Annotated in this window: 12 protein-coding genes and 1 pseudogene; 4 read left to right on the top strand and 9 right to left on the bottom strand. The window is 34.7% G+C overall.

Translation table 11 applies throughout. The features are described from left to right. The first annotated feature begins 38 nt into the window (after positions 1-38). Positions 39-1,580, top strand: a complete 1,542-nt coding sequence (gene mmsA / locus ACS127_RS06120; protein ID WP_440897540.1) for a multiple monosaccharide ABC transporter ATP-binding protein — start codon at positions 39-41, stop codon at positions 1,578-1,580. Beyond that, positions 1,577-2,740 (top strand): multiple monosaccharide ABC transporter permease, encoded by a 1,164-nt coding sequence (gene mmsB / locus ACS127_RS06115; protein WP_440897539.1) that lies wholly within the window; start codon positions 1,577-1,579, stop codon positions 2,738-2,740. Before mmsA ends, mmsB begins: the two co-directional genes overlap by 4 nt. 224 nt (positions 2,741-2,964) lie before the next feature. Here mmsB and ACS127_RS06110 read toward each other — a convergent pair whose 3' ends face one another. Then, complete coding sequence (locus ACS127_RS06110) at positions 2,965-3,405, bottom strand: GH32 C-terminal domain-containing protein (protein ID WP_440898088.1); 441 nt, start codon at positions 3,403-3,405, stop codon at positions 2,965-2,967. 3 nt (positions 3,406-3,408) lie between these two features. Then, positions 3,409-4,080: pseudogene (locus ACS127_RS06105) on the bottom strand (glycoside hydrolase family 32 protein); the annotation flags it as partial. Positions 4,081-4,197: 117 nt separating this feature from the next. Between ACS127_RS06105 and ACS127_RS06100 the strand changes: the two are divergent. After that, on the top strand, positions 4,198-5,385 hold the full coding sequence (locus ACS127_RS06100) for an IS256 family transposase (RefSeq protein WP_440895396.1): 1,188 nt from the start codon (positions 4,198-4,200) through the stop codon (positions 5,383-5,385). 44 nt (positions 5,386-5,429) lie between these two features. Here the strand turns inward: ACS127_RS06100 and ACS127_RS06095 are convergent, their stop codons facing one another. From ACS127_RS06095 to ACS127_RS06075, 5 genes are all read right to left on the bottom strand, one after another. Continuing rightward, the gene (locus ACS127_RS06095; protein WP_440897538.1) at positions 5,430-5,762 is read right to left on the bottom strand and encodes a hypothetical protein; all 333 of its coding nucleotides are present in this window, start codon (positions 5,760-5,762) and stop codon (positions 5,430-5,432) included. Then, positions 5,759-6,178, bottom strand: a complete 420-nt coding sequence (locus tag ACS127_RS06090; RefSeq protein ID WP_440897537.1) for a PTS sugar transporter subunit IIA — start codon at positions 6,176-6,178, stop codon at positions 5,759-5,761. Before ACS127_RS06090 ends, ACS127_RS06095 begins: the two co-directional genes overlap by 4 nt. A 226-nt stretch (positions 6,179-6,404) precedes the next feature. Next, on the bottom strand, positions 6,405-6,881 hold the full coding sequence (locus ACS127_RS06085; protein ID WP_440897536.1) for a PTS system mannose/fructose/N-acetylgalactosamine-transporter subunit IIB: 477 nt from the start codon (positions 6,879-6,881) through the stop codon (positions 6,405-6,407). 238 nt (positions 6,882-7,119) lie between these two features. Continuing rightward, a complete protein-coding gene (locus ACS127_RS06080) occupies positions 7,120-7,920 on the bottom strand; it encodes a PTS system mannose/fructose/sorbose family transporter subunit IID (protein WP_440897535.1) in 801 nt (266 codons plus the stop codon). Further along, on the bottom strand, positions 7,913-8,686 hold the full coding sequence (locus ACS127_RS06075; RefSeq protein WP_440897534.1) for a PTS mannose/fructose/sorbose/N-acetylgalactosamine transporter subunit IIC: 774 nt from the start codon (positions 8,684-8,686) through the stop codon (positions 7,913-7,915). Before ACS127_RS06075 ends, ACS127_RS06080 begins: the two co-directional genes overlap by 8 nt. 829 nt (positions 8,687-9,515) lie before the next feature. On the opposite strand from ACS127_RS06075, the gene ACS127_RS06070 reads away from it, so the two are divergent. Continuing rightward, the gene (locus ACS127_RS06070) at positions 9,516-10,520 is read left to right on the top strand and encodes a LacI family DNA-binding transcriptional regulator (RefSeq protein ID WP_440897533.1); all 1,005 of its coding nucleotides are present in this window, start codon (positions 9,516-9,518) and stop codon (positions 10,518-10,520) included. A gap of 314 nt (positions 10,521-10,834) precedes the next feature. On the opposite strand, the gene ACS127_RS06065 is transcribed toward ACS127_RS06070, so the two are convergent. Both ACS127_RS06065 and ACS127_RS06060 read right to left on the bottom strand, forming a co-directional pair. Then, complete coding sequence (locus ACS127_RS06065) at positions 10,835-13,474, bottom strand: ABC transporter permease (RefSeq protein WP_440897532.1); 2,640 nt, start codon at positions 13,472-13,474, stop codon at positions 10,835-10,837. Further along, the gene (locus tag ACS127_RS06060; protein WP_440897531.1) at positions 13,471-14,154 is read right to left on the bottom strand and encodes an ABC transporter ATP-binding protein; all 684 of its coding nucleotides are present in this window, start codon (positions 14,152-14,154) and stop codon (positions 13,471-13,473) included. The genes ACS127_RS06065 and ACS127_RS06060 overlap by 4 nt, the downstream gene beginning before the upstream one ends. Positions 14,155-14,213: the final 59 nt, after the last annotated feature.

Below are 14,213 nucleotides of genomic sequence, written 5' to 3'. Positions count from 1 at the left end.
CATAATGATTTACCTCCCACTAAAAAGAGGTGTTTCTTTTGGACAATATTATATTAAAAATGGAGAACATCACAAAGGAATTCCCAGGTGTCAAAGCTTTGGAAGATGTTAATCTAAAGGTTAAAAAAGGTGCCATTCATGCTTTAGTTGGCGAAAATGGTGCTGGCAAATCAACTTTAATGAAAGTACTAAGCGGCGTTCATCCCTTCGGTTCCTATCAAGGAAGCATTCATTTTGAAGAACAGTTATGTGAATTTAAAGATATCAATGAAAGTGAAGCGAAGGGAATTGTCATAATTCACCAAGAACTCGCACTCATCCCAGAGCTATCTGTTGCTGAAAACGTCTATTTGGGAAATGAACAAGCCACTAAAGGAATTATCGATTGGAGAAAAACAACAACCGAGACCGATAGACTTATTGCACAAGTGGGCTTAAAAGCAAAAAGCAGTGATCTGATTAGCCATATTGGTGTTGGACAGCAACAATTGGTCGAAATCGCAAAAGCTCTATCAAAAAAGGTAAAACTATTAATTCTAGACGAGCCCACAGCAGCTTTAAATGTAACAGAAAGTGAGAATTTATTAAATCTATTGATTGAATTTAAAAAACAAGGTCTAACCTCCATACTGATTTCACATAAATTGAAAGAAGTCTTAAAAGTTGCTGATTATGTAACAGTATTACGTGATGGAAAAACAATTGAAACATTATCAGCAGAGCAAGAAGATATAACAGAAGAAAGAATCATTAAAGGAATGGTAGGTAGAAGTTTAGCTAATCTTTATCCAGAACGAAAAATTGATATTGGTGAAACCATGTTAGAGATTAAAGATTGGACTGTTGCGCATCCTCAAATCCCCGATCGATTAATTTCAAATAAAGTAAATATTCAAGTTCATCGAGGCGAAATTGTTGGTATTGCTGGTTTAATGGGAGCTGGTAGAACGGAATTAATGATGAGTGTCTTTGGACGAATGTATGGAAAATTTATCTCCGGAACCCTTAAAAAGAATGGTGAAGAAATAGTGATCCAAAATGTACCTGACGCAATCAAACATGGGATAGCATACGTATCAGAGGATCGCAAGGAGTATGGACTTATCTTAGAGGATAGTGTAAAACAGAATATCACACTAGCAAGTCTAGTTAAGCTGCTAAAAAAGATAACCATTGATGAATATAAAGAAACTAAAGTTGTTGAAGACTTAAAAGATAAATTGAATATAAAAGCAAGTCACATTGATCAAAATGTAATTAATCTAAGTGGAGGAAATCAACAAAAAGTCGTTTTAGGCAAATGGTTATATAGCGATCCAGATATTCTAATTCTAGATGAACCCACTCGTGGAATTGATGTCGGAGCTAAGAATGAAATTTACAAACTAATCAACAGGTTGGCAGAAAGCGGAAAATCAATTATTGTCATCTCATCTGAGTTACCAGAACTTCTAGGTACATGTGACCGAATCTACACATTATCTAATGGACGGTTAACAGGAGAGTTTGCCAGCTCCGAGACTAACCAAGAGGAACTCATGACATATATGACAAATGATGACAGGAGTGACATAAGTTGAATGAAATCAAGCAGTTAATTAGACAAAACATAAGAAAATTTGGCATGATCATTGCATTGATTGGGATTGTGCTCATTTTTCAAATCTTAACAGGCGGTATTTTATTAACCCCGTTAAATATAACCAATCTCATTATGCAAAATAGTTATATTATTATCTTGGCTATTGGAATGGTATTAATCATTATAACGGGTGAAATTGACCTTTCTGTTGGTTCCGTTGCTGCATTTATCGGAGCAATTGCTGCAACGTTTATGATCAAAATGGATATGCCCGTTATAATAGCTATTGCCCTTTCTCTCTTAATCGGTGCTTTAATTGGCGCTTGGCAAGGATTTTGGGTTGCCTTTGTCAAGGTACCGGCCTTTATCGTAACACTTGCAGGGATGTTATTATTTAGAGGATTAACTATGGTTGTACTTGGCGGTCGAACATTAGCCCCTTTCCCGAGTGGATTTAGAATGATAAGTTCAAACTTTATCAATGACTGGTTTGGAGGAGCTTCTCTCCACTTATTAACTTTGATTTTGGGAGCTATTGCATGTGGATTATATATCGTGATGCAATTCAAACTAAGAAATGACCTGAAAAAGTATAATCAAAAACCATCTTCATACCCTTTGTTCTTGATAAAAGTAGTGATCGTTGCCATTATTATTGGAATTTTCACCTATAGATTAGCTGTTTATGCGGGAATTCCTTATATCTTACTTGTTCTACTCGCCTTGATCGCAGGCTACACATTCTATATGAACAAGACAATTGGCGGTAGACATATCTATGCTGTTGGTGGTAATGAAAAAGCGTCTTTATTATCCGGTGTGAAAGCAAGAAAAGTTAAATTTCTAGTTTACGTGAATATGGGGATACTCTCTGCTCTAGCTGGTCTGGTTTTTGCCGGTCGCTTAAATGCAGCAACACCACAAGCTGGTAACTTATTTGAATTAGATGCAATCGCAGCAGCTGTTATCGGTGGAGCCTCACTAACTGGTGGGATTGGTACCGTTGTCGGAGCAGTTATTGGAGCACTAATTATGGGTGTATTAAATAACGGAATGTCACTTCTCGGTGTCGGTATTGACTGGCAACAAGCCATTAAAGGCCTTGTCCTTCTTGGCGCAGTCGCCTTTGATATTTTAAATAAGAAAAGAATGCCATAGGCTAAGGCATCAAAGAGATCAATTAACCGCTCTTAATCAATCATATGATATGGTTGATTAAGAGCAGTTTTTAAATCTTGAATTCTACTATAAAAAAGACGTTAGTAAATCCTCTTAACTTTCTCATTTAAAGAAAGCATGATCTTCATTCACTAACGTCAATATTATGCAATTCAAAAGAAATCACATAGACTTCCTTTTTAACACTTCTATAATCTATTTATTTAAAACACTGGATTATGCATTTTGAGATTCTTCAATGAATAGCTACAAACACTCAATGTCCCATTCATAGAGCATTTATAGTTATCTTTCGATAACCATTTATTTGTAAAAACAAATTCTCCATAGTTTACAAATAATTCTGTTAGACCATTGTCAAGAAATAAGCGTAGTTCTGAAATGTTCTCTGATTGAATTTCTTGCTTATCTTCTTTATATTGATCTTTTAATCTCAATGTCAATCTCTTATCATTCGATGAATAAGTAATTTCAAAATAATTATCTTCTGAATCCTTTAAAGAAATAGCAAAAGAACTATTTATAGTATTAGGTTCAAATATCCACTCTTCCGGAGTTGTACCTTCTAATACTGTATCCCTAGTAATTTGCAATTTGTTTTTAACGTGTTTTCTAAGATTAGATAATTCTTCAACTGGTTTCATAAATAATTTGTTATCTTTATATTCTAGCTTTCTTGGCAAAGTCAAAGCACCTAATTGAGAAAATACATCCGCTTCCTTTTCTTGTTCTCCTGGCATACCAAACCATCCCAATAAGATCCTTCTATTCTTATTGTCTAAAAAGGTCTGTGGAGCATAGAAATCTGCCCCATGGTCTAAACTTCTAATTGTATAATCTGTGTAACACATTTTTGAAGAATCAAAAGCTCCTGTTAAATAAATACTATCAAAACTTTTCTTTCGCCTCTTAATCCCTTTAGGGGAAGTTATTAGGATAGGTGTATTATTGAGCCAAAAAAAATCTGGACATTCCCACATGTTGCCTTCGCCTTCCAAAGATTTAACCAGAATACCTTGATAATTCCAGTCATTTAAATTATAGGAATTATATAGATGAACTTGTCCCCTTTCATCTAAACTTTCACCACCGATAACCATGTAAAATTTCTCATTATCTCTCCACACTTTGGGATCACGAAAACGATAACTATTATTTTGAGGAGTAGCAGAAATGACGGGATTCTCACTACTTTTATGGAAATCAATACCGTCTTTACTAAACGCCATACATTGAGTTTCTATATAATCTTCTTCGAGGTTCTTATGACCTGTATAGAAAAGAAAAAGTGTTTCATTATATTCAATTGCACTTCCAGAAAAGCATCCATCTAAAGATTAAGGCTATATAATTGTGTAATAAAGAAAAAGAGCCAAATCAGCTCTCCTATAGTACAATGTAGTTACCAACCAACCATTGAAAAGGAGAGAACTGAAATGACTCAATTAAATTTTACCCTAGATATGGACAAATTAACAGAGGAAATTTTATCGAGCAACTTAAATTCGGCAACTAAAGGACTGGCAGTCGCTGTATTTAATGCCTACATGGAGGCGGAGCGTGATGCCTATGTCCAAGCCGACTCACGAGAACGCCATGCACTTCGCCAAGACATGCGGAATGGCTATTACGAAAGAGATTATAAACTACCTATCGGGCGAATCACGCTGAAAGTCCCTCGGACACGCTCTGGTGCCTTTTCAACAAAGTTATTCGAGAAGTATCAACGTATGGATCAATCGCTTGTTCTGACATTAGTGGAATCTGTCGTGAGTGGTGTATCGACCCGAAAGGTCACTAAAATTGTTGAGACCCTCTGTGGGGAAGGCGTCTCTCGTTCATTTGCTTCTGATATTCTCAAACGTCTAGATCCTGAGGTGGCATCGTTTAGAGAGCGCGCCCTTCACCATAAATACTATGCCTATGTTTATGTCGATGCCATGTATATTAAAGTGCGAGAGAATCATCGTGTGGTATCTAAAGGTGTCTATATTGCGCAAGGGGTGACGTCAGAGAATAGACGTGAGATTATTGGATTTATGGTTTCAGAAGAGGAATCAAAGGCAGCTTGGACAAGCTTCTTTCAGGACTTACGAGCGCGTGGTTTGAAGAAACCCAAGCTCATCATCTCTGATGCGCATTCTGGATTGAAAGCAGCGATTAAAGAAGACTTTTTGAACTGTCCATGGCAGCGTTGTACCACCCATTTCTTACGCAATCTAACGGATGTGATGCCGAAGAAAAACAGTCAAGCTGAACGGACAGCCTTAAAACAAATCTTTTATGCCGATACCCTGGCCCATGCCAGAGAATTGAAGACAAACTTTATAAAGACAGTCGAGGGAAATCCGAAGTACACAGCGGTCATCGAGAAGTTAGAAGCCGGTTTTGATGATGCCCTACAATTCATCCAAGAACCCACGGGCTATCATGTCTCTCTAAGGACGACAAACAGTTTAGAGCGAGTCAATAGAGAAATACGGCGTAGGGAAAGAGTCATTGGGATCTTTCCGAATATAGATTCAGCTGTCCGACTTATCGGTGCCGTTTTGATGGATATCCACGAAGGATTTCAGAAGACGAAGCGAAAATTTTTAAGAGACTATGCCCCGGGGGAGAATTAAATGTAACGCTTTTCCTGACCTCGCCATGGCGAGGACAGGAAAAGCTACCCCCCTCTCAAGTAACTACAGAGATAGCTATAGGTTATTACACAAGATTTTGGACTTGACACATCTAAATCATATGTTTTGTCTGGTGCTAATGCAAACGGAAGCCATTCCCAAGAAATTAAGTCTTTGCTTCTTAAATGAGCCCAATAAATTGTTGAATTATCAGTCTTGAATGGATTGCATTGAAAGAAAATATGATAGTATCCCTTAAAGAAAATTAGACCATTAGGATCATTTGACCAACCACTTTTAGGACAAATGTGGAAATTATATCGTAAGCTTCCTGTAAAACAATTAAATAATTGATTGGCTTCACTTAATTGTTTCATTCATCATCTTCTTTTCCATTTAAAAGAGCTATGCTCTCACTATATGATTGTAATACAGCTGCATCACGAATAGCGGGGAGAGATTGAATAAGATCTTTATCTTGTTTTTGAAAATTGACTGCCTCTACCAATGCTGGCAAATTAATACCCGCTAATATTTCAGAATTTCCTTCTATCAAATTAATATTTTTTGCTGCTTCATTAAAAGGTGTTCCATAGAGTAAATCTGTAAAAATTAATACATCCTTATCCTTTACCTCTAAAAACAATTGATTTATTTTTTCAGAAAAGCATTCAATTCCCTTATCGTCAATGGCTATTGGGTGTACATTTTGAGTATCAGGAAAGAAAAAATTTAAAGTTTTAACTAGAGATGAAGCTAATGGACCATGTGTAGCTATAATTATTTCAAACATTTCCTATCACACCTCTCGCTTTTCGAGTGATCAAAATTATCAAAAATTAGTCTTTCTCAAAGTCACTACCCTATAGTGACATTTAATTATAAAGTATTATTTAAAATAATACTTACAATTAATATTGCAATAGCTTTTTGTCCATAGAAAAAGCATCAAATGGGCATAATTGTTTTTTTATTAGCCCATTTTAATATGCTTTCCCTAATCTGGATATAAACACAACTTATAGAATATCCTTAACATATACTTTACTGTCTCCAGGCACCATAATTGCTGTAACTTCTATTTCCTTATTAATTAGTTCTTTCAGAGACTCTTCTTCTTCATTTGTAACACTTATCGTCGGAAGAATGCGATGCGTCCCTTCACGTACAGAAAGATTTCCTAAATTAATCTTTTTAATATTCAGGCCTAAATTCAATAAATCAACCACATCATTAGGCGATTTTAAAACAATCAATACCTTTTGCCCATCGTATTTGCCAGATAAAATATTAGTCGCAGCCGTTTGTTTTGTTATGATTGAGGAGCTTACATTTGGTGGTGCTGCAATTCTCAAAGCTCTTTTTTGTATATCATTTGTTGCTATTTCATCATTTATTACCATAATTCGGGTTGCCCCTAGATGATTTACCCATTGAGTTGCTACTTGACCATGAATAAGTCGATCATCAACTCTAATATGAATAATACCTTTCATTATGATAACCTCCTTCTACGAAAGTTTTATTGTAAAAATTAAATCTTTTTTTATACTACACCTTAACACGATAAAGGTCTAAAGAGTTACTTATTATTGTTGAAGATCAGAACTTTTACTCCATCATTTTGTTAATATAGATAAATCTTCTTGAAATCATTTACTGTGTTAAATGATTTCATCATGAAAATGAATCTTTAGAAAATTATTGATTCCCCACCATAGTTAAACTGTTTCTCTACTCCAGAATATTTAATACGTAGAGAACAACAGATAAAATTAGAATTAAGAATATAATATAAACTGGTTTCACTTTTTTCCCTAATAGGAAATACACAAGAAAGACCATTGCCGCAGGTATTAATCCAGGCATAATACTATCTAGAATTTCCTTACCAGACATTTCTAGAGAGCCTTGTTGAAAATGAAACGCCAGGTCAGCATTTACTACTGTTGGGATTAAAGCTCCTACTACCATCAAACCTAAAACAGCAATACTTTCCGTAAATGCCTTCATTTTTGTCTCAAGAGTTTCTAATAACCGAGTTCCAGATTTTAACCCGCCTTTATATAAAGGAATACCTACAAGTTTTAAAACCCAAGTTACAATTAACCACATAGCTATACCAATGGCACTTCCTTCTAATGCCATATTTGCAGCTATTGCACCAAATATAGTCCATGGAATAACTACAAACAAGCTATCTCCTAACCCTGCTAAGGGACCCATAAGCCCCGTTTTCAGAGCTGCTACAGTATCTAACGATTTTTCCTTTTCTTTCTCCTCTATTCCTAAATTCACACCCATTACATAAGGAGCAACATAAGGACTTGTGTTAAAAAATTGCAAGTGTGTTTTTACCGCTGCTTTCATTTTTTCAGGATCATCTTTATAATTTTCTTTTAGGAAAGGCATCATAGAGTAAGTATAAGCTAACCCCATCATCTTTTCGTAATTCAAAGATGCTCCACCGTTTAGCATCCAACGAAGTAAAACACGGTTTTTAGTTTTATTATCTACTGGTTTTTCGTTATTCATTTTCATCCATCCCCCCAACAGTCTGTACTTGTTGCGAATTTATATTTTTTTTGAATAAAATTAACGCAAATGCTGCTCCTGCAAGTGCAACACCTAAGATTGGAATGTCAAGATAAACTGCCGCAACGAAACCTATAATCAAATATCCAAAGTAATCTTTTGCCGGGAGATAACGTAATAGCAAACCAATACCTAAAGCAGGCAATAAACCTCCAGCAACATCTAAACCACTGGATAACCAATCAGGAATATATTGAACAATCTGCTCAACAATTGTTGGGCCAACTATAACTGTTAAAGTAACTGGAATTCCTGAAGTTAACATTGTATTAAACACACCTAGAAGATGCATCCATTCAATCTTCTTAAATTTGCCTTCATCTGCAAACTTTTCCGCTTTATTTTGCAAATAGATATTTGTTACCCATTTTAAAACATCTAGTTGTACCATTAACATCGCCACTGGGATAGCTAAAGTAATTCCCAAAGAGGCTGATTGACCTGTGGTAATGGCAACATAGGTTCCAACTAAAGATGCTGTTTGATAATCGGGGACAGACGCGCCTCCAAAACTTGAAATCCCAAGAGTCATTAATTGAAGTGTTCCCCCAATATATAGACCTGTTTGTAAATCTCCTAAAACAAGTCCAACAATTAGACCTGCTGTAACTGGCTGGGAAGTTCCAATCATTGTTCCATTCTTGTCATAATTAATAAAAAACCCATACAATACAACAATTACTATTTGCCAGAGTTGGACATCCATTTATTTCATCTCCTTTAAAGATATTTCGTCTTTTACTATATATTTCAATCAGAATTAAAAAACCTCTAATTACCATCTTAAATATAAACTTAAAAATAAATAGTCTATTCAATATAAAATTTCAATTAATAAAAATGATTCATGTAATAAAATCAAAGATAAAATACTGAATCGCTTTCAAATTTATGACAGTATATATCTATTAATTTTATTTAATAGATTTTTTAATTCTAAAAGTCTTACCACATTATAAAAACTAATAGAGCGATAAGTTAAAGTCCTTTATTTTCCAGGATAAATTCGACACATGATTTTAAGCTATAGATCAAAAAGGGCTTTTCACTTTTCTTCGATTCCACAGAACATTAACTATTTCGATACTTCATTAATTTTGCTTGCGACTCTACCATGTATTAATGTAACCTCATCACATTCATGGCATCCCTCTTTCTATTGTTATTCTAAAGCCTTCATTCACCTGGTCTAATAGACATTAACTATTTTAAAAATGAAATTATAAACTAATATATTCATAGTTAGTAATCGTTTACGTAATCGATTACCTCAAATATTACTACGTAACAATTTTTTTGTCAATAAGTCAATTCCATAATTATAATTTATTAAAATTCAAAAACTGACAAAGCTTTTAAAAAGGTAGCTTTTAATTTTTTATTAACTCTAACTTTATACAATTTGTTTTTGACTCAAGAAACTTGAATTTTGTTAAAAATATGACCTCATATTTTTAGATTAAATAATTAAATTTGACATTTTAATATAAGTAGGCTATTTTAAATTTACCTATCTACGTAATCGATTACTTGAAATGGATGATGTTAAAATGTCTAAAACTATGAAAAAAGTAGCTCAATTAGCTGGAACTTCTACAGCAACAGTATCACATGTGATTAATGGAACAAGGTTTGTGTCAGAAGAGACAAAACAAAGAGTTCAAGAAGCAATGGAAAAATTAGATTACACACCAAATTATACAGCGCGAAATCTAAGGAGACAAAAAACAAATATAATTGGAGTCATATTGCCTGATATTTCGAATTATTTCTTTACATCCCTTATTCAAGGAATTGAAAGCACTTTAAGAAAAGAAGGCTATCAGCTGTTAGTTAGTAATTCTGACGAACTTGTTTCATCAGAAATTGAACAAATTAAAACTTTTAATGCGCAATTAGTACAAGGATTAATCATTGCTTCAAGTGCGGAAAACTATGCTGAAATAAAACCATATATTAAATATGATATTCCAACTGTATTTATTGATCGGAAACCAAAAGGAGTCCCCCATGATGTTATAGCTGTTAAAAATAAAATTGCTGTCTATGAGGCAATCACTTATTTAATACAAAAAAGCTGTAAAAAAATTGCGTTGATAGCTGGAACGCCAAATATAAGTACTACTAAAGAGCGTATAGAGGGATATGTTAGTGCTCTTGAAGATCATGACATTGATGTTAAAAGTTCTCTAATAAAAAATGGGGATTCAAAATTCAAAAGTGGTTATCTACTAGCCAAAGAATTATATGAGCAGGAGATAGTTGATTCAATATTTGTGGCAAATAACTTGATGACAATAGGAGCAATAACCTATTTTAAGGAAAATGGGGTGAAAATACCTGAAGATGTATCTATTATTGGATTTGATGATTACGAGTGGGCTATCATTACTGATCCACCCCTTTCCGTAATAAAACAACCCTCTAAGCTAATGGGGGAAAAAGCAGCAAGTTTAATTATAGAGAAAATTAATACTCCAGAAAAAGAAACTAGTAATTATTATTTTCCTACAGAACTCATGATACGAAAATCATGTTAAATTCTAGCCTCACACTAGAAAAGACTATTATTTTAATTACTTGGACTTAAATAATATTGTATTTGACCTGTTGTCTCTTCAAAAGAGTATTTATAGTATAGAGATGAAGGGAAAAGTATTTACTATTAGTTAAACAAACCTATTAAATACACATGGATATATTTTTTCACACAAAAACACCTCCGATAAATATACTTGTTTAAAGTATTACTATTATGGAGGTGTTTTATATCATCTCATAAAATTAAGCTAATGTAGTTATAAATATTCTACACTTTTTCTATAAACTAATCCGGCAACCTATCTTTTAGTTCCTAAATATTTTCTTGCTTCAAAGCTTCAATAATATTTTCTTTTTTCACTTTTGAACCAGAATAGAGCATGGCTGAACTGACAATCAGGAATACCGCAATCACTACATACAACATGCTTAACCATGGCAGACGAAATGGGTAATCAAACGATAGCATCATCGCCTCGTAAATGGCATACATAACAGCCACACTAATCGGTAAGCCATACAATAATGATTTGATCCCATAAAAAATACTTTCATAGTTAATCATCTTATTGAAACCTTTAGGAGTCATCCCGACAGATTTAAGCATGGCGAACTCTGTTTTTCTAAGTGATATACTGGTCGAAATGGTATTGAATATATTAGCAACAGAAATAGCCGTAATCAACGTAATAAAGCCATATATGAATACTGACATCAACAATACAATTTGTTCTTCCTCTTGTCTTATTTTATGATAATTGGTGATATGCATATTATTATCAACTAGTTCGATCAACTTCTCATGTATGACCAAAGGTTCTGAACTTGTTAGGTACAAACCATAAGTTGCTTCACTAATTTGATCATTTCCGTTTAATTGGGCAAATGTTTCAGGAGAAACAATCATCGATAGTTGGCCTTGATGGCGCAGCTGAACACCAAGTGGAAGTTTATCTGTCAAAGCAACAATTTCTATATCACCTAGCACGGTTTCTTTCTCTCCTTGCCAATAATCCTCATAGACTACTTCAAGGGATTCCCCAGGACTCATTTGAACTGCCTCTGATTCCCCTCGTTTTTCACCAATAGCCATCGCCTTATTAATGATAATTCCTGTCATTTTATCTTCTTCTGTTAACTGTGTATCATTTATACCTATTTCCTCAGCATATTGCTGTAAACTTTCTTTATCTAAAACATACAAATTGATAGGTGACTCGTACTCGCCATCTTCAACAAATTCATTTAATTGATCCGGGACTTGATTTTCGGACAATGCTGTTTTTAAATCTACCGCTTGGATAAAACTATACTCTGTCACTTCATCCATCGACGTGATTGAACGAATAAAGGAGTCACTAAATTGATGTTCACCACCATCACTTATCCAAGATGTGATCTCAATATCATGATTGAAGTCATCTACAAAATAGTTGGATGATTGTTTAAGTTGATCAGTAAAATATGAGACAGTTAAAAACAAAACAATACTAATGACTAGAGAAAATACCGTGGCAAAATATCTGCGCTTGTTTCTTTTCAAATTCTTCAAGCCGAACTCTGCTTCAATGCCAAATAGTTTACGAACAAGTCGCGATGTTTTTACTTTTTTCCTTGTCATTTTAATATCCATTGTCTGCCTGATCGCATCAATAGCTGATACTCTAGATGCTCTTCTAGCTGGGATGTAGGTTGACATAAAAATCGTCAACAACGAGACGAGACATGCCATGACAATCGATAAGGGTGTAACGACGATAGTAAGCTCTTCTGTTATCTCTAATAAATCTTGCAATAGTGAATTAATAAAATGAAAGGTGATTCCTATTCCGACTAATCCACTAATAACACCGAGCGGAATACTGATTAGCCCAATAATAGCCCCTTCAAAGAATACCGAGTTACGCTTCTGCTTTTTCGTTGCTCCAACACTTGATAACATCCCTAAATAACGCGAACGTTCTGAAACAGAAATAGCAAACGCATTATAGATTAATGACATAGAACCAATCATAATAACAGCCATGAGAATACCGACTAAGGAATAAAAAGTTGTTCGCAAAAACTCATTACTAATCACGCCATAATAGCGTAATAAATTACTGTTCAAAGAGTAGTCTTCGATATTTAGTGAGTCCCCTAGCTGTTCAGCATTTTCCACAGCTGATCGGCTGATCTTGTCCCAGACAACTGACACATTGATCGTTTCATTTTCAACAGCAAAATAATACTCCGGTAAGTGAGTCAACACTGTATAGCCTGGGGCTGAGATGGGTTCCCATTCGGGGCGTTCCATGATACCGACAATGGTGAAGTCCTTACTTATTGTGTTTATAATGGATTCAGACACTTCTTCTGTCAATTCCGTAGCTACTGTATCCCCATTTGAATCAGATGCTTCACTCAATGGTCGCTTCTGCAAGGGATAGGATTGATCAATAGTATTTTGATTCATTTCTTCATCGTCAACTTTTCGCTCACCAAGCTCGAGTGTGATCGTATCCCCAATTTCATATTCAATTCCGCCATCTGTTGTAATATGCTCTGAGATCAACAATTCACTTTCATTTGTTGGCATTTTTCCTTCAATTAATTCAATCGGAAATTGTTGAAAACCTGCCTCATTATATTCTCTTAAAAATAAGTAGGGTTTAAAGCTATTTTCACTTTCCTCTAAATCAGAATAGCCTGCATCTCTTGATAGGATAACAGATTCAGTATTTTTATCCGCGTGAATAGCCGCTAATTGTTCTTCATCTACATCTTTATAAAGAACATGCCATTCCCCTTCATCTGCGATGTGTTGTCTTTGCAACAATGACATAAATGAGACAGCAAGGGTTGAAACAGCTGTCAACATAGCAACAGAAATAACCACACCTATAATAGTGACAAGTGTTCTGCGCTTGTTTTCCTTTAAGTGTCGCCATGTTAATTTATTGATGATGTTCATGGGCGAACCACCTCATCTTTGGCGATTCTCCCATCTTTGATCGTTATAATTCGGTCAGCTTGAAGCGCAATTCGTTCATCATGGGTAATCATAATTAAAGTTTGATTATATGTTTTATTAAACATTTTCAGTAAATCAATAATTTCCTTACTATTTTCACTATCTAAATTTCCAGTCGGCTCATCAGCCAATACAAGGGCGGGGTTACTAATAAGCGACCTTCCAATCGATACCCTCTGCTGTTGTCCACCTGAAAGTTGATTTGGTAAATGATTCAATCGCTCCTCTAAACCTAGCGTTGTGATAATATCATGAAAATGACCTTTATCAATTTTATGCCCGTCCAATAAAATCGGTAGTGTGATGTTTTCTTCAACAGTCAAAACAGGAATCAGATTATAAAACTGATAGATCAATCCGATTTGTCTACGTCTGAAAATAGCCAACTGTGTTTCATTTAAATTATAAATATCGGTATTATCGACAAATACCTTCCCATCAGTGGGGTGATCTACTCCTCCCAACATATGCAAAAGCGTTGATTTTCCGGATCCCGATGGACCAATAATGGCAACGAATTCCCCTTTATTTACTGAAAAGGAAATGTCATCAAGTGCCTTTACTGCTGTCTCACCTTTCCCATAAATTTTAGACAGATGTTCTATTTTTAGAATTTCCATTATTTTAACCTCCATTATTTACTGATACGTTCAGTATATCTGCCTAAAATGACGAGTAA

Origin of the sequence: Amphibacillus sp. Q70, from assembly GCF_052055485.1 — a bacterium.
In the GTDB taxonomy this organism is placed as follows: Bacteria; Bacillota; Bacilli; order Bacillales; family Amphibacillaceae; genus Amphibacillus.
Note: the sequence above shows the minus strand (reverse complement) of the source record. Positions and strands in the feature narration are given on the sequence as shown.